Source organism: Kouleothrix sp. 19917, assembly GCF_057073505.1.
Map to the genome: position 1 here is coordinate 5122015 of NZ_CP097099.1, position 15429 is coordinate 5137443.

Here is a 15429-nt window from a genome sequence, read left to right on the forward strand (position 1 = left end):
TAACGTTCGCCGGGCCGGCGCGCACTCATCAAGGAGCTTTGCTATGTGCCATTCCAAACATCGCCACGCCTACGACGGCAGCACCATCTCGCTCGAAGGTGAGCGCCGCGCCCGCCGCCACTTCCCGTTCTGGGCACTCTGGCTAATCTGGCCGCTAGCGATTGCCTTAAAATCGCTGCTGCCGCTCTATGCCGCCGTCGGGCGGGAGTTAGCCGGGTATGGTGGAAATAATGGGCCGGCGATGCTGGCGGGCGTGGCGCTCGTTATTGTCGGGCTGGTGCTTATTGGCCGCAACCGCTGAAGCCCGGGTGGCTACCCTTGTACACAGGAGAAGCGCAATGGAAACACTCTTTTCGCTGAGCAGCCTGCTGGTCATGCCCTTCTGGCTGCTCATGATCGCCCTGCCGCGCTGGCGCGTCACCCAGCAGATCCTGCGCTCGCCGTGGGTGGCTGCCGCGCCCGCGCTCGTCTACGCCGCGCTGGCCATCCCGCGCCTGGCCGAGTTGCTGCCCGCAGTTATGAACCCGCAGCTCGGCGGCGTGGCTGCCCTGCTCGGCACTCCGGCCGGCGCAACCCTGGGCTGGCTGCACTTCCTGGCATTCGACCTGTTTGTGGGGCGCTGGGCCTACCTCGACAGCCAGGAGCGCGGGGTGAGCGCGTGGCTTATGGCACCCATCCTGTTCGCCACGCTCATGCTCGGGCCGATTGGCTTTCTGCTCTACCTCGCGGCGCGTGCGCTTGCGCGTGGCGGGCAGCGCGCGGGGGAAGGACGCCAGTCAGTGGCGGGCGAAAGGGTGAGCGGGTGAAGAGGTGAAAGGGTGACATGATGACACGATGACAGGGCGAAAGACAATGCTGGTGTCTTGCATCTCGTATCTTGTGTCTCGCGTCTCATGTCTTGCATTTCACGTCTCGCGTCTTGCACTCCGCGCCCTTTGCGCCTCTGCGGTAAATTATTTATTCATCGGTAGTAGGCAGAGTTTATATGCTGTAACACGCAGTACGGCTGCACCACAAATGCACGCAACCATACTTTGTGTTCACGCAGCTGTACTTTGTATGCCTGCAGCGGCACTATGTCCTGACGCACCTGTACAATAAAGACATGCAGCTGTACTTTGTGTTCGTGCAGCTATACAGTGCATTTGCGCATGTGTACGTTGTGTTCATGCACCTGTACTTTGCAGGTGTGCAGATGTACATTGTGTTTGTGCGCTTGTACTAAGAACGGATGCATGGTGAAGGGTGAGCCACGGCAATGGGCAGTCGGCAGCGCGAAGGGGTGAAAGGGTGCCAAGATGACGGGGTGAAAGGGTGAAAGGGGTAAAGTACCTTTTGGCAAGTTATAGGTTTGAAAGTTGAACAATTCTAACGTGCAACCTGCAAACATTCAAACCCGCAACCCTCCGTGCCTCTGTGTCTCTGTGGTGAACGTTTTGGTCGTCTCGTGTCTCGTGTCTCACGCTCTGCGCCCTTCGCGCCTCTGCGGTGAATACTTCGTCGTTCGCCCCAATCGCAAATCGTAAATCGTCAATCGTAAATCCCTCGCTGGTCGGGCGTATAATAGCGCCAGCGCGGCGGGGTGGCCGCCCGCGCCCGAGAGGAGAACCCCGCGATGGATTTGGCTGCATCGATGCTCGACCGCGAGTGGCTTGGCAAAACCCTGGGCATGGAGGTCGTCGAGGCCGCGCCCGAGCGCGTTGTGATTAGCATGCCCGTCACCCCCGCCCACCACCAGCCCTTTGGCTACCTCCACGGCGGCGCATCCGTCGCCCTGGCCGAAACAGTGGCGAGCATTGGCGGCATGCTGAACGCGCCGCCCGGCAAAGCCGTGTTCGGGCTGGAGATCAACGCCAACCACGTGCGCTCGCGCCGCGACGGCATGCTGCGCGCCATTGGCACGCCCCTGCATGTCGGGCAGACCACGCAGATCTGGGAGGTTCGGATCGTGGACGAAAGCGACAAGCTGGTGTGCATTTCGCGCTGCACGCTTGCCGTTGTTGCGCCGCAGGGGATGTAGCAAACGCATGAACGCGCTGCTCTCGCCATTCACACGCCCGCCCGAGCTTGGCTACGTCGATTTCGGCCAGTCGATGCTGGGCGCGGGGCTGGTGGCCGGCCTGCTGCCCTCGCTGCTGCTGCTGGCAACGAACGGCGGCGCGATTCACGACCCGGCGCTGTATGTCGTCCTGCTGGCGATCTATGTCGCGCTGCTGCTGATTTTGGTTATACACAGCAGCATCAGGATCTGGCTGTGGCAGCATCTGTGGGCCTACCTGCTGGTGCTGAGCGTGGTGTGCTGCGCCATCCAGGCGCAAATGGCCGAGTCCTTTCTTCAGCCGATCATCTTTGTCCCACTGCTGGTGCAGGCCGCGCTGGTTTACCCGCCCGGGCGCGTGGCGCTGGTGGGCCTGTGGCTGCTGGGCCTGATGAACCTCGGCGTCGCGCTGAGCGGGCAGCTCTACGCCCCGGCAATGCTCTTCCCAACCTTTGGCTATGGTACGTTTATGACCTTCATCTACGCATTTGTGCGTGTGTCGCGCCAGCAAATGGCCGCCCGCAACGAGGCCAGCCGCCTCGCCGCCGACCTGGCGAGCCAGCGCGATTACCTTGCGCAGCTGGCCGCGATCACCGCCACGCTCACGCGTGACCTTGAGCTTGCCACCGTGCTCGGGCAGGTGGCCGAGGCTGGCCGCGCGCTGGCCCACGCCGCCTGGGCGCGCGTCTGGCTCGACGACGCCGACGACGAAGACGAGATGCGCCTGGCCGCTGCTGCCCCGCCCGATCACAGCGCGCCCGACGGGGGCGGCCCGCTGCTGGCGCAGGGCGACGAGCATATGGCGCTGCCGCTGGTGTTCAAAGACGCGACGATTGGCATGCTGGAGCTGCGGGCTGCGGCTGGCGCGCCATTCACGGGCGGCAGCGTCCAGCTTCTGCAACCCTTTGCCGACGCCGCCGCCGTGGCAATCGAGAATGCGCGGCTCTACGAGCAGGCGCGGCTTTCCGCCACGCTGGCCGAGCGCAACCGCCTCGCCCGCGAGCTGCACGACACCATCGCGCAGGGCCTAACAGCGGTGACCATGCAGCTCGAGGCGGCCGGGCGCAGCTTCGAGCGCGACCCCGCCCGCGCACGGGCGCGCATTGGCCGCGCGCACGAGCTGGCCCGCGACGCGCTGGAAGATGTGCGCCGCAGTGTGTGGACGCTGGCCGCGCCGCTGGTGGATGGCGCGGGCCTGAGCGCCGCGCTCGATGACATGACCACGCGCTTTGCCGAACGCACCGGGCTGGCGGCCTGCTACGAGCACCACGGCGGCGCGCCCACACTCGATCATGCGGCGGCGGCGCAGGTGCTGCGCATCGTGCAGGAAGCGCTCCAGAACGTCGAAAAGCACGCCCGCGCCCAGCAGGTGCAGGTCGTTTCGGAGAATGACGCGAATGGCCTGCGCGTGCAGGTGCGCGACGACGGCGTGGGCTTCGCGCCCGAAGCACCGGTTACCGGCGAAAATGGCAGCGGCTTCGGCCTGCTGAGCCTGCGCGAGCGCGCCCGGCTGGCCGGCGGCACCCTGCAGGTCGAAAGCGCGCCCGACGCCGGCACGCAGATCACCGTCACCATCGCGCCAGCGCGCTAAAATGCCGTCAGTTTTCTACGCACTACGCACTCCGCTCCCGCATCATAGTGCGTAGTGCGTAGCGAGCAAACGCGACTTTGGTTGAATTCTGCGCCATCTGCGAAATCTGTGGATTATCTAAACGAGACATCTATGCCAATATCAATTTTGATTGTTGAGGACCAGCGGATTGTGCGCGAGGGCTTGCGCGCCGTGCTGGAAGACGAGCCAGAGATCGCAATCGTTGGCGAGGCGGCCAACGGCCAGGAAGCGATTGATTTGTTTGCGCGCCTGCGCCCCGACGTGGTGCTGATGGATCTGCAAATGCCGGTGATCGACGGCCCCGAGGCCACGCGGCGCATCCGCGAGCTTGCGCCCGACGCGCACATTCTGGTGCTCACCACCTACGCCACCGACGAGTTTATTTTCAAGGCGCTGCGCGCCGGGGCCAAGGGCTACCTGCTGAAAGACGCCTCGGTGGATGAGCTGCTTGGCGCAATTCGCAGCGTGCACGCGGGCCAGACGCTGCTTGCGCCCACGGTGGCGGCGCGGCTGGTGGTGGGCGTGAGCACGGGCGGCCCCGAGGCGCTCACACCGCGCGAGCTGGAGGTGCTGACGCTGGTGGGGCAGGGACGCAGCAATGCCGAGATCGCCACGCTGCTCTCGATTGCGCCGCGCACGGCCAAAGTGCACGTCCAGAACATCCTGAGCAAGCTTGGCGCAACCAACCGCACCGAAGCCGTGAGCCTGGCCGTGCGCCAGGGGCTGATTAGCCTGTGAAGAAGTGTTAAGTGTTGAGTGCTGAGTGTTGAGTTGTGAGAGCGGAGAACCGCAGAACCGAAGAACGGAACCACGAAGGCACGAAGACACGAAGGTCAAGAAGAACTGCAAAACCGAGAACCGGGACACGAGACACGAGAACCGCTGAACTTTCAGCCCTGCAACCTGACAACGTGCAACTTTCAAACCTTCAAACCCGAAACTTGCAACTGTCCGCGCCCTTCGATACGCGGCTGACGCCGCACTCAGGACGCTAATAGTCGTCGGTCGAACCTGTAACCCTCCCCAACCCGCAACCCTCCGTGCTCTCTGCGCCTCTGCGTTTCAATTTCGCAACCTGCAAACTTGCAACTTTCAAACCCGAAACTTGCAATTCTTTGCGCCCTTCGCGTTCTTTGCGGTTCAATCTTCGCAACCTGCAACCTGCAAACCTTCGAACCCGCAATCTGCAAACCTTCCAACCGAATTCTAAATCGCCCCGCGCCCCTTTAATTCCAGATACTTGTTGATCACACTCACCGTCAGCTGGTCGGCGGGCACATCAATCGTCAGCACGCCATTGCGGTTCAGCGTGTCGAGCACCACGCGCCGCTCGTCGAGCAGCATCTCGGCCACGGCGCGCTGGTAGATCGCGCCCGAGTCGCGTGGCGGCTGCGCGGCCAGGCGCGTGAAGTTCGGGTCGGAGATGACGACGCAGAGCGGCAGGTGCCTGCGCGCCAGCCGCGCCATCTGCGCAATCAGCGGGCGCGCCGCGTCGAGCGTCACAAGGTCGGTGAACACCACCACCAGCGAGCGGCGCTTGTGCTTCAGGTCGAGGTAGGTCAGCGCCTGCGAGTAGTCGGCCTCGACCGGCTCGAACTGCACGTTGTAGAGCGCTTCGAGCATGCGATAAAACTGCCCCTTGCCACGCCGGGGTGCGAGGTAGGTGCGCACATCATCGGCAAAGGTCAGCAGACCCACATGGTCGCCCTTCAGCGTTGCCACGTAGGAAAGCAGCAGAGCCGTGTTGATCGCGAAATCGAGCTTGGCGAGCCCCGGCCCGCCATCGCTGGCGGGGTCGCCCACGGGCGGGCGCATCAGGCGGCCCGTGTCGATCACGCTCATCACATACTGGCTGCGCTCGGTTTCGTACTCGGCGGCAATCGGCTTGCCGCGCCGCGCCGTCGCCTTCCAGTTAATGCGGCGGAACTCGTCGTCGGTGTTGTATTCACGCAGCCGCTCGAACTCATTGCCCTGGCCATACACGCGCGCCGCCCGCAAGCCAAGCTCGAACAGCAGGCCCTTGCGCGCCATCAGGTCGTATTTGCGCACATCGAGCACGTTGGGGTAGACCTTCACCGGCGCGGCGGCGGGGTAGCGCGCCTGGCGCACAAAGGTTTTGAGCGTGCTCGTGTAGCGCAGGTTGATGTCGCCAAAGGCGTAATCGCCGCGCTGGAGCGGGCGCAGGTGGTAGCGCGCCTCGTGGATGTCGTATGGCGCAGCCGCGCCCGCCAGCGTCACCGCGTCGGATTCGAACTGGAATGGGAACTCGTCGCGCAGCTGGAAGTTGATCGGGCGCGCGCTGCGGTTCGCCACCAGCAGCGTCACGAGGTTCGCCGCCCCCAGCGAGAGCTTGCTGTCGTTGATCCGCTCGATCTCCAGCTCGCCGGGCTTGGGCGAAACGACATAATCAATCGCCACCAGCGCGCCGACGGCCAGCGTATAGGCCAGCGCCAGCCACACGAGCGCGGGCGCAAAAGCCACGCCAGCAACCAGCAGCGCGCCAAGCAGCAGAAACAGCAGCAGGCGGAAGGTTGGGATCATTGCGCACCACCCGCGCAATTGCCCAAAAGCTGCATCACAAACGGGCCACGCGGCTCGAGCGGGCCGGCACTGCACAATTGGCGCAGTCGTTTCGCAAGTTTCGAATCGCCAGGAGCCAGCGCGAGCAGCCAGACACGCGGGTGCTGCGCGAGCACAGCATCAAGCGGAATCGTCGCTGTGTATGGCGGCTGGATGTGCAAGATCGAAGTCGATTTCCCAAAGAGATAGCTGCCCGCATCGGCGCGCGGGCGGGAATAGAGTTCGGCATTGGGAACGTAAAAATCGACCGCTGCATCAAGTGAGTAGTGCTGCGTGATTACCGCATCGCCCGGCTGCATGCGCTCGCGCAATTCAAGCGCCACCAACCCTTCCGGGCTTTTCGTGGTGCTCCAGTAGCGCTGGAGATTCAGCACACTTGCATAGGCCGAACCAGCGAGCAGCGCAGCCAGCGCAATTCCCAGGAACATACGAACCGGCGCGCGCAGCACTGCGCTGCCCCACACCCAATCGCCAATCAGCTGAATGCCCTGCGCAGCCAGCACAAACATTGCGGGCAGCAGCACAATGAAGTTTTTCGCCTCGCTGAGCAGCAGCTGCATGTGCAGCACTGGCGCAAGAAAGCCAAAATACACCGCCAGCGGCAGGGCGATTTGCAGCACATAGTAGCCTGCCGAAACAAGGGTGCCGCGCCGGCAGGCGTGCCAGATGCCCAGCGCAATCAGCAAGCCAGTTGCGCCAGCCAGCCATGCGTGTGTCCAGTGCACTCCATAGCGCACAAAATCGCCGCCCAGCAGTGACTGAATGACCTGCTCGATGCGGATCGGGTCGCTGGCAGCGATTTTGAGCGACCCCATGACCGACCGGCTGGCGAGAAAGGCCAGTGGCACGATGCACAGCGCAATAATGCTGCCGTAGAATGCTGTGGGACGATACAGGCGCAGCACCGCAAAGAGGTAAACGAGCTGCGGGCCAAGCGCAAAAATGTACTCATAATCGGCGTACATGCCAAACAGCGACAGCGCCACGAACGCCAGCCAGCGGCGCGCTTCCTGCGGGCGCTCGCGAATGCGCCACATGAGCAGCGTTGTGATCGTGCACACGCACAGCGTCAGCGCGGGTGAGCGGGCTTCCTGGCTGAAATAGATGTGCGTTGGGCACAGCGCAAACAGCGCGCAAGCCAGCAGCGCGGCCAGCCGGCCCACTTCCTGACGCCGCGCCAGCCAGTAGGTAATCAGCACAGTCGCCGTTCCAGCCGCCACTACCAGCCAGCGCCATGCCCACGCGTTGCGAAATGCGCCAAAGCCCGCCGCCGCCCACTCAATCAGGTAAAACAGCGGCGGGTGTGGGTCGGCCAGGCTGTTTTCGAAGATCGCGCCAATGCCACGCTGGCCGAGCTGGAAGCCGTAAAACTCGTCGAGCCAGAGCGGATTGCCAGCCAGGCGATACACGCGCAAGCCAAGCGCAAGAACAGCCACCACCGCTATGGCAAGGTATTCCAGCCCAAGCGGCGATATGCCCGCGCCGAGGCGCTGCGGCAGCGCGCGCGAGCCGTTCGGGCGCTGGTTCGCTATCACCGCGGCACCTCCACCTTTGCCAGAATGCGCGTCATGGCGGTGTCGGCGTTCAGGCCCTCGATCTCGGCCTCGGGCTTGAGAATGATGCGGTGGCGATACACTGGCCGCACCAGGAACTTCACGTCGTCGGGCACTACAAAGCTGCGCCCCTGCATCGCCGCCCACGTTTTGGCGGCCAGCAGCAGGCCAATCGAGGCGCGCGGCGACCCGCCCAGCAGCAGGTCGAGGCTTTTGCGGCTGGCCTGCGCAATGTCGGTGATATACTTCAGAATGCCATCGTCCACCTGCACGCCACCGATCTCGGCGCGGCACTCGGCCAGCCCCGCGGGTGTGATTGCGGGCGTAAGCTGCGCGGCCTCGAGCCGGCGCGCATCGAAGCCCGCGTGGTAGCGCCGCAGCACCTCAATTTCCACATCCTGCGGCGCGTAATCCACCAGCACCTTGAACAGAAAGCGATCCAGCTGCGCCTCGGGCAGTGGGTAGGTGCCTTCGTACTCAACCGGGTTCTGCGTCGCAATCACGAAAAACGGCTCGGGCAGCGGCAGGCGCTGGCCCTCGATCGTGACCTGCCGCTCCTCCATCGCTTCGAGCAGCGCGCTCTGGGTTTTGGCTGGCGCGCGGTTGATCTCGTCGCCCAGCAGCACGCTGGTGAAGATTGGGCCGCGCCGCAGGTGAAACGCGCCGCTACCCATCTCGAACACCTGCGTGCCAATCACGTCGGAGGGCATCAGGTCGGGCGTGAACTGCACGCGCTTGAACTCGGCCTGCGTCAGCGCGGCCAGCGTTTTGGCCATCAGCGTCTTCGCGGTGCCGGGCACGCCTTCCAGCAGCACATGGCCGCCGCTCAGCAGCGCAATCAGCAGGTGCGTAAACGGCTCGTCCTGCCCGACCAGCACCTTGCCGGCTTCGGCGCGAATGCGCGTGGCGATATCTTGTGTCAGCATAGAATTCCTTCAGTATTCAGAAGTCAGGATTCAGGAGTCAGAAGAGTTGGCAGCTGATTCCTGCCTCCTGAATCCTTCTCCCATTCCCGAACTTTTTCCGCCAGGTCGGCGCCCTCGAACTGCGCGCGGTTGCGCCGGTACAGCAGCGCCATCCAGATCGGCAGCGGCGGCAGCACCAGCATCAGTCCGAGCAGCCACGCCCCGCTCGCCAGCGCCTGCGCCAGCGGTGATTCATTACCCAGCGCGTAGAACAGCGGCAGCGGCAGCAGCGCGCCAACGGTTGCCATCACCGAGATGCCGGCGGCAGCCAGCAAGAGCGCGCTCAGCAGCCACGCCAGCAGATTGCGCGGAAAGCGAAACACGATCAGCTCGATGCTGCGCTGCACGCTTGCGCCAAACGGCAAGCCTTCCTGCACCCACGGCTGCAAGCCATAGAACAGGCCGCTGCCACTCGCGCCCGAAAGCATCAGCGAGCCATATAGCCCGCCCAGCATCACCGCGACGATCAGAATGCCAGCCGGGGCCGCGCCCGCCGCGCCCGCGCCGCCGGCCAGCAGACCCGCCAGCGCAAAGCCCGCGATATAGAGTGGGCACACGCACAGCAGGCTCATAAACGAAGTCGCCACCTGCGCCAGCACCCAATAGACCAGCGTGAAACAGCCCATGCCGGTGGCGCGCAGCGGGTGGATGGCCAGCGCCTCGCGCAACCGCACCGGCCGCCCATCGGCAGCGGCAGCCGCCGCGCGCGAAAGCCCGCCCACCAGGTAGATGCTGAGCGGAAAGACCGCCAGCAGCGCCAGCGCGCCCAGCAGCAGCGGCCACACGCTTTCGGCCCACGAAATGCCCACCGCCAGCAGCCCAATTGCAATGATTGTTGGCACGCACCAGCTCATAGTGATCAGCACAAAGCCCAGAAAGTTGCGCCGGTACAGGCTCAGCCCTTCGTCCAGAATCGCAAGGATCGGCTGGATCGCTTCGAGCCAGCGCGCCATCACAGGTCGAATTCCAGGCGCACGCCATCAGCGGCGATGGTGATGGGGCGCGGGCGCAGTGCCAGTGTGGCGGGCGGGTCGCCCGGGATCTCGAAGCTGGCGGGGATCTGCGCCAGCGGGATGCTGCCAATCAGCGCGGTGATCTTCGCCACCAGATCTTTCGCGATGCGTGCGGGCAGGGGCGTGCTGCCAACGCTCACCAGGCCGTCGGTCACCTGCACAAACAGCTGGTTCTGCGCATCGACGCGCAGCGCGGCCAGCACATTCACCTCGATTGGGAAACTCACATTCTGCGATTTCAGGTCGAACTGCATGCCGCCGAGCTTCAAGGCCATGGTGCCCTGCAAGCGCGCCACAATCCGCGCGCGGCCACTTTCCAATGCCAGAGAAATGCTTTCGCCACGCGTGGTTACGTCCATCCAGCTTTGCGCCGGGAACACAAATTCTTTGCCCTGGAAATTGCTTTTCGCATACAGCTGCAAGGCGCGCTGCAAGGTCGGCGCGGCGATCTGGAGCGTCAGCGCGGGCGGGGCGGCGGTTTCGGCTGGCTGTGTGGGCGTGGCAGCCTCGGCCGGCGCAGGAACCGCATCGGGCGGTGGCGGCGTAATAATCACCTGCGGCTGGTCGAGCGTGGTGCGCCCGGCGCGCAGCGCCTGCACGAGCGCCTCGGCCAGCGGCGCATCTTCGCCCGACGAAGGCACCAGCAGCTCGGCCAGAAACTGCGGCATGACGTTCAGCAGCCGAAAAGCGTCGAGCGGGCTGATCATGAGCAGCGCGGCTAACAGCGGGTTTTCGCCCACGCGCTTGAGCAGCGCCTCGATTTCTTTGCGGCCAGGAAAGAGCAGGTCAAACATTCACGCCTCCGGGCGGGGCCAAGAACCACAGAACCACAGAACCACAGAACCACAGAACCGTAACCACCAAGACACCAAGACACCAAGGGCCGAAGAACGGAACCACGAAGGCACGAAGACACGAAGGGCGAGAAGAACCACAGAACCACAGAACCACAGAACCAAGAACTACAGAACCGAGAACCACACGAGGGTTTAGGGTCTGGGGTTTTGGGATTGGGCCTGCCAGCAACCTGCAACCTGCAAACGTGCAAACCTGCAACCTGCAACCTGCAAACCTGCAAACCTTCAACTTACAACCCTCTGCGTCCTTTGCGCTCTTTGCGGTGAATATTTCGGTCGCCATTCCGCCCCTAGCGTCGCGGCGCAATTGCGTCGGCCAGGGTGTCGGCGTCGGCAACCACGCGCACCAGCTCGGCTTCGCCGGGATTTTCGGCGCGCAACCGGCCCAGCAGCGCCAGCACGCCCGCCTCGTCGATCTCGCGGGCGCGGGCCAGCTCGCGCACGAAGTCGGCGTCGCTGAGCTGCGGGTTGATGCCGTCGCGGCGCGCGATCCGGCGCTTAAAGGCGTCGCGGTAGTGATTCAGAACAAAGGCGCGCTTGCCGCCACGCAGGAACAGGCCGGCCATGCTTTCTACATACTCGGCGCTGCTGCGGCGCACCACTTCTTCGCGCAGCGGCACCGGCCGGCCAAAGCGCCGCCCGCCCAGCGCGAAGTACATGCCCAGCACCAGCACGGCGTAGGCCGCCGCCCAGCCCCACGGACTGCCAAACACAATCGTGCGCGTGCTGGGCGGCGTGAAAAAGCCGTGGTGAAATTCATCGAACAGGATGCGCCCGCCCGGTGGCACGCGCCGCAGCATATTCAGCACCAGCGCCGCGTTCGATTCGTCGCGCAGGCCGGCATTGCTGAATGGAACGGTGCTGGTGCTCAGGTAGGCGTAGCCGCTGCCGACCTTGATGCCCGCCACCACCAGCGCGCCGGGCGCGCCCAGCAGCGCCACATAGTCGTCGCGCAGCGGCACCAGCACGCGGCTGGCCTGTACCGGGGCACTTTGCAGCGGCGGCTGATCGAGCGCGGGCTGTGCGGGCGCGGCCTCGGCAATGCTCGCGGTGCCAGTGTACACGGCGGTGTCGAACTGCAATTCGTCCAGCAGCGCGTTTTGCGGGCCAAACAGCGCGTTGCGGTCGAGCGCCATCACCAGCGTGCCGCCGCGTTCGAGCCACTCGCGCACGCCCCGCGCCTGCGTGCGACTGATCGCCTCGTTGGGGTTCAGGATCACCAGCGCCGCGTCCTGCTCATCCAGCCCAAAGTCGCGATATTCCAGCCGCCGCGCATCGTAGCCAAGCGCGCGCGCCCAGGTGTACAGCGCCTGCGCGCCTTCGGGCGCACTGGAGTGCGTGGTTGCGTCGGGCAGGGTGCTGGCGGGCGGGCGGCGCGCCGGCCCAAACGCGATGAACAGGATCAGCGCGAGAAACAGCCCAACAATAATAAGAATGTCGCGGCGATTCTTCATACGAGTGTTGAGTGCTGAATGCTAAGTGCTGAGTTCTATGATCAAATTGGATAAGCGCCAGGCATCAGGTTCGCATACCACTACAAATCTCTTGGTGTCTTGGTGTCTTGGTGGTAAATATTTACAGAGACGTACTAGAAATTTTCCGAGCGCAGCTTTTCCACTTGCCGTTCGTAATTTGCGAAAGTCGCGGCGTCGAGCGGCAGGTGCCCGTACCACACCCGGTCGAAGGTTTCCACCACCGCGCCAAGCTGGGCGCGCAGCGCCGGGTTCTCGCGCACACGCTCAAGATACTCGCGGTTGGTCAGCGCGCGGTCGTAGCGCAGGATGTTGCGCTCATCCAGCCGGAGCAGCGCCGACAGGTACAGGTAGCGCACGGCAGTGCGGTAGTCGCCGCCGCGCGCCAGCCCGCCAGCCTGCTCCAGCGCGGTGCTGGCCGTCAAGTGTGCCTCGGGGTCGTCGCTGGCCTCGGCCGCACGCACAACATTGCGGCGCAGCCCGCGCAGCACGTAGATGATCACCAGCAGCAGCAGAATGCCGCCGCCAATCGCAAATACCCACGCCGTCGGCTCGCCCGCCACCGACACCGCGCGCCCAACCGGGCGGAACAGGGCTTCCAGCACGCGACCCACCCAATTCCAAAATGCCTGCCACCAGCCGTTCTCGCTGCTGGCATTTTCAGCAAAGGGCGGTTTGGCAAGAATATCCTGCAAGCGCGCGCGGGCGTCGGGCGGGGCGGCGCTATCGGGCAGGGCCAGGGCATCGAGCACCGCGCCCAGGCGCGCGCCAATCGCGGCCATGTCGGGCGCGGGAACATCCAGCGCCGCGCGCAGCCAGGAGTTGTCGGCCGGCACGTCGGTGCCGTCGGGCAGGCGCACGCGCACCGCTGCTTCCAGCCGCGCCGCCGCATCTTCCAGCCCCAGCCGGTCGCCGCGCTGTGCGGCCGCGTAGGCTTCGCGCAGCCAGCCCGTGTAGGTCGGCAGGTCGGGCGGGGCGCTTTGGGCGCGGGCGGGAGCAGCACACAGCAGCGCCATGCAGCAGCAGGCAAGCAGCCAGAAGGGCGCATGGTTGCGCGCCCCGATCATACCGTCGCCGCCTGCTGCGCCATCAGCTCAAGGTCGTAGCCTTCTTTGCGCATGCGCAGATCGTAGTACAGAAGCGTAAAGATCACGAATTGCAGCGGGATGACAATCACCTGCCCAAGCACGGTGATGCCCGAGACGATCGCCTGATTGCGCATCACCGCCGTCAGGTCGCCCGCGCTGAGCAATTGCAGCGCAAAGCTGATTACAGTCGCAGGAATGCCAGCGATGATATAGGCCAGAATCGACATCAGCACCAGGATCGCCAGCGCGCGCCAGAACGCGCCTTTCGTCAGCTGCCAGCTGCGCGCCAGCCCGGCCAGTGGGCCCTGGCCTTCGAGCACAATTGCCTGGGTGGTGAGCAGCAGGCGCGTGTAGAAGAACATGCCGGCCAGGAATAGCACACCAAACATCCCAAATGCCACGACCGCGATCAGCGCGCCAGCCAGGATGCCCGCATTCTCATTGCCGCTGCGCAGCAGCAGAAAGCCCGCGCCAAACGCGCAGCCGGCCAGCCCACCCAGCACCACCACGCCCACCAGAAAGGTCGCCAGCGCCGCGCCCACCAGCGCAAAGAAGCGCCGCCAGCCAATGCGGTAGGCGTCGATGATTGAAACCGGCCGGCCAGTGTAGGCGCGCGCCACCGCATTCGCCAGCGCGCCCGTCATCAGGCTTTGCACCAGCAGCACCTGCACAATCCCCAGCACAAAAAGCAGGCCAAAGTACGCGATCATCTGGCCGACCGGGAGGTTTTCGAACGGGTTGCTGCCAGATGAGCCGGGGCGACTGACGACGCGCATCCAGTTTGTGAGGAAACTGCTGCCAACGCTGAGCTGCAGCAGTATCTGCAGAATGGCAATCGGCACCTGCAGCAGCGCCGCGATACCAATAAAGGTGAGGAAATAGCGCCGATACAGCCGAAACGCCGCGTCAAACATATCGCCAAGCGACATGGGGCGCAGCTGCGGAAGCGCCGGGGGTGCTTGTTCCATACGAATATCATTCCTGTTCTGCTGCCGGGCAGCAGCGCGATTATAGCAGGTGCGCGGCGCGGCGGGCAAACTGGCGCGCTATTGCTGGCCTGGTGCAATATCAGGAAAGCGATGCAGAAACGAGGAAGGGATTTTCGCATCGCCCCCAAACCTCTACGCTTCGCGTTCATGCGCACACGTTACAGCACCAGCGCGTCGAGCACGCTTTCCCAGCCGATGCCCGCCACACGCGCCGGCCCGGCCGCGCCCAAACGCGCCGCCAGACCATCATCGCCCCACAGCCGGTCGAGCTGCGCGGCAATTGCGTTGGGTTCGGGCGCGCACACGCAGCCATTCACCCCGTCGTCCACAAACTCCAGCACGCCCCCCGCATCGCTGGTGGTCACAACCGGGCGCGCGGCGGCGAGTGCCTGCACGGTGGTAAAGCCATAATCTTCGTCGAATGGCGCATAATATACGGCGCGCGCCCCGGCGTACAGGTCAATCAGCTCGGCGTCGGGCACAAAGCCGCGCCATTCAACCCGCCCGCCCAGGCCAAGCTCGCCAGCCAGCCGTTCGAGCCGTTCGCGCTCGGGGCCTGTGCTTATACAAACGCAGCGCAGCGGCCGATTGGTGCGCGCCAAAGCGCGAAGAAGCAGATCGAGGCGCTTGGCGGCGTCGAGGCGCGCGTCGGAAAGCAGGTAGTCGCCGTAGGGGCCGGCGCGCAGTTGCCCGGCGTAGCGGCTGGGCGGGTACAGTGGCGCGCTGTCGAGGCCATTGAAGCGCCGCAATCGCTCGCCCACATTGCGCGAGATCGTGAAGCGGCGCTCGGCCTCGCCCAGCATCTGCCGGTCGATCCGCAGCAGCTGCTCGCGCGCGGCGCGATCGTCGGGCGTGTTGGCGAAATCGCTCCACGGCGTGCCATACCAGTCGTAGGCCTGGCGGTGCTGGTGCACCAGCCACACGACTTTGCGCGGGTGGCGCACGGCGTAGGAGGGGAATTTCGTGCAGATCACCTGGTCGACCGGCACGGCGTTCACGTGCGTCAGGTCGAGCAGCCGCCACGCCAGCGCCGACTCGGCAATGCGCTCGTGGGGTTGCCACGCAAACGGCAGGCTCACCACGTCGACGCTGTGGCCGACGGCGCGCAGGGCGTCGCGCAGGCCCTCGACCAGCAGCTCGGCGCCACCGCGCACAAAGGGCACCTGCGTGGCGCAGATCAGGATACGTTTGGGCATAGCGGCCTTTCAACCGGGTTACAGGTTAACAGGTTCGAATCGAAGGTTACAGGTTGCCGGTTAGCA

The 15429-nt window shown here is 64.6% G+C and carries 14 protein-coding genes; 5 read left to right on the forward strand and 9 right to left on the reverse strand.

What is annotated here, in order from left to right; translation table 11 throughout:
- The first annotated feature begins 43 nt into the window (after positions 1-43).
- The 5 genes from M1P90_RS20720 (at position 44) to M1P90_RS20740 (ending at position 4388) form a co-directional block, all read left to right on the forward strand.
- Entirely contained in the window at positions 44-301 is a 258-nt protein-coding gene (locus tag M1P90_RS20720) for a hypothetical protein (protein ID WP_483697195.1), read from the forward strand.
- 37 nt (positions 302-338) lie between these two features.
- Positions 339-806 (forward strand): ABA4-like family protein, encoded by a 468-nt coding sequence (locus tag M1P90_RS20725; protein ID WP_483697196.1) that lies wholly within the window; start codon positions 339-341, stop codon positions 804-806.
- A gap of 809 nt (positions 807-1615) precedes the next feature.
- Positions 1616-2020, forward strand: coding sequence for a hotdog fold thioesterase (locus M1P90_RS20730; RefSeq protein WP_483697197.1), 405 nt, complete (start codon positions 1616-1618; stop codon positions 2018-2020).
- 7 nt (positions 2021-2027) lie between these two features.
- Positions 2028-3629: a sensor histidine kinase gene (locus tag M1P90_RS20735; RefSeq protein ID WP_483697198.1), complete on the forward strand. Its 1602-nt coding sequence runs from the start codon at positions 2028-2030 to the stop codon at positions 3627-3629.
- Between the two features lie 132 nt (positions 3630-3761).
- Complete coding sequence (locus tag M1P90_RS20740; protein ID WP_483697199.1) at positions 3762-4388, forward strand: response regulator transcription factor; 627 nt, start codon at positions 3762-3764, stop codon at positions 4386-4388.
- 468 nt (positions 4389-4856) lie between these two features.
- Here M1P90_RS20740 and M1P90_RS20745 read toward each other — a convergent pair whose 3' ends face one another.
- The 9 genes from M1P90_RS20745 to M1P90_RS20785 form a co-directional block, all read right to left on the reverse strand.
- Complete coding sequence (locus M1P90_RS20745) at positions 4857-6191, reverse strand: DUF58 domain-containing protein (protein ID WP_483697201.1); 1335 nt, start codon at positions 6189-6191, stop codon at positions 4857-4859.
- Entirely contained in the window at positions 6188-7765 is a 1578-nt protein-coding gene (locus M1P90_RS20750; protein ID WP_483697202.1) for a phospholipid carrier-dependent glycosyltransferase, read from the reverse strand. The genes M1P90_RS20745 and M1P90_RS20750 overlap by 4 nt, the downstream gene beginning before the upstream one ends.
- The gene (locus tag M1P90_RS20755; protein WP_483697203.1) at positions 7762-8709 is read right to left on the reverse strand and encodes an AAA family ATPase; all 948 of its coding nucleotides are present in this window, start codon (positions 8707-8709) and stop codon (positions 7762-7764) included. The genes M1P90_RS20750 and M1P90_RS20755 overlap by 4 nt, the downstream gene beginning before the upstream one ends.
- 23 nt (positions 8710-8732) lie before the next feature.
- Positions 8733-9701 carry a hypothetical protein gene (locus M1P90_RS20760; RefSeq protein WP_483697204.1) on the reverse strand — a complete coding sequence of 323 codons (969 nt, stop codon included), beginning with the start codon at positions 9699-9701 and terminating at the stop codon, positions 8733-8735.
- Positions 9701-10555, reverse strand: a complete 855-nt coding sequence (locus M1P90_RS20765; RefSeq protein ID WP_483697205.1) for a hypothetical protein — start codon at positions 10553-10555, stop codon at positions 9701-9703. The genes M1P90_RS20760 and M1P90_RS20765 overlap by 1 nt, the downstream gene beginning before the upstream one ends.
- A gap of 353 nt (positions 10556-10908) precedes the next feature.
- Positions 10909-12072 carry a DUF4350 domain-containing protein gene (locus M1P90_RS20770; protein ID WP_483697206.1) on the reverse strand — a complete coding sequence of 388 codons (1164 nt, stop codon included), beginning with the start codon at positions 12070-12072 and terminating at the stop codon, positions 10909-10911.
- Positions 12073-12206: 134 nt separating this feature from the next.
- A complete protein-coding gene (locus M1P90_RS20775) occupies positions 12207-13157 on the reverse strand; it encodes a DUF4129 domain-containing protein (protein ID WP_483697208.1) in 951 nt (316 codons plus the stop codon).
- Positions 13154-14146, reverse strand: coding sequence for a DUF7847 domain-containing protein (locus M1P90_RS20780; protein ID WP_483697209.1), 993 nt, complete (start codon positions 14144-14146; stop codon positions 13154-13156). The genes M1P90_RS20775 and M1P90_RS20780 overlap by 4 nt, the downstream gene beginning before the upstream one ends.
- A gap of 179 nt (positions 14147-14325) precedes the next feature.
- Positions 14326-15363, reverse strand: a complete 1038-nt coding sequence (locus M1P90_RS20785) for a glycosyltransferase family 4 protein (RefSeq protein WP_483697210.1) — start codon at positions 15361-15363, stop codon at positions 14326-14328.
- Between the last annotated feature and the right edge of the window lie 66 nt (positions 15364-15429).

What these genes read in the sequence shown, in the direction of transcription:
- M1P90_RS20765 (WP_483697205.1), bottom strand. Translation starts at nt 10,555, where the DNA reads ATGTTTGACCTGCTCTTTCCTGGCCGCAAAGAAATCGAGGCGCTGCTC.
- M1P90_RS20755 (WP_483697203.1), bottom strand. Translation starts at nt 8,709, where the DNA reads ATGCTGACACAAGATATCGCCACGCGCATTCGCGCCGAAGCCGGCAAG.
- M1P90_RS20725 (WP_483697196.1), top strand. Translation starts at nt 339, where the DNA reads ATGGAAACACTCTTTTCGCTGAGCAGCCTGCTGGTCATGCCCTTCTGG.
- M1P90_RS20785 (WP_483697210.1), bottom strand. Translation starts at nt 15,363, where the DNA reads ATGCCCAAACGTATCCTGATCTGCGCCACGCAGGTGCCCTTTGTGCGC.
- M1P90_RS20735 (WP_483697198.1), top strand. Translation starts at nt 2,028, where the DNA reads ATGAACGCGCTGCTCTCGCCATTCACACGCCCGCCCGAGCTTGGCTAC.
- M1P90_RS20745 (WP_483697201.1), bottom strand. Translation starts at nt 6,191, where the DNA reads ATGATCCCAACCTTCCGCCTGCTGCTGTTTCTGCTGCTTGGCGCGCTG.
- M1P90_RS20730 (WP_483697197.1), top strand. Translation starts at nt 1,616, where the DNA reads ATGGATTTGGCTGCATCGATGCTCGACCGCGAGTGGCTTGGCAAAACC.
- M1P90_RS20780 (WP_483697209.1), bottom strand. Translation starts at nt 14,146, where the DNA reads ATGGAACAAGCACCCCCGGCGCTTCCGCAGCTGCGCCCCATGTCGCTT.
- M1P90_RS20775 (WP_483697208.1), bottom strand. Translation starts at nt 13,157, where the DNA reads ATGATCGGGGCGCGCAACCATGCGCCCTTCTGGCTGCTTGCCTGCTGC.
- M1P90_RS20740 (WP_483697199.1), top strand. Translation starts at nt 3,762, where the DNA reads ATGCCAATATCAATTTTGATTGTTGAGGACCAGCGGATTGTGCGCGAG.
- M1P90_RS20770 (WP_483697206.1), bottom strand. Translation starts at nt 12,072, where the DNA reads ATGAAGAATCGCCGCGACATTCTTATTATTGTTGGGCTGTTTCTCGCG.
- M1P90_RS20720 (WP_483697195.1), top strand. Translation starts at nt 44, where the DNA reads ATGTGCCATTCCAAACATCGCCACGCCTACGACGGCAGCACCATCTCG.
- M1P90_RS20760 (WP_483697204.1), bottom strand. Translation starts at nt 9,701, where the DNA reads ATGGCGCGCTGGCTCGAAGCGATCCAGCCGATCCTTGCGATTCTGGAC.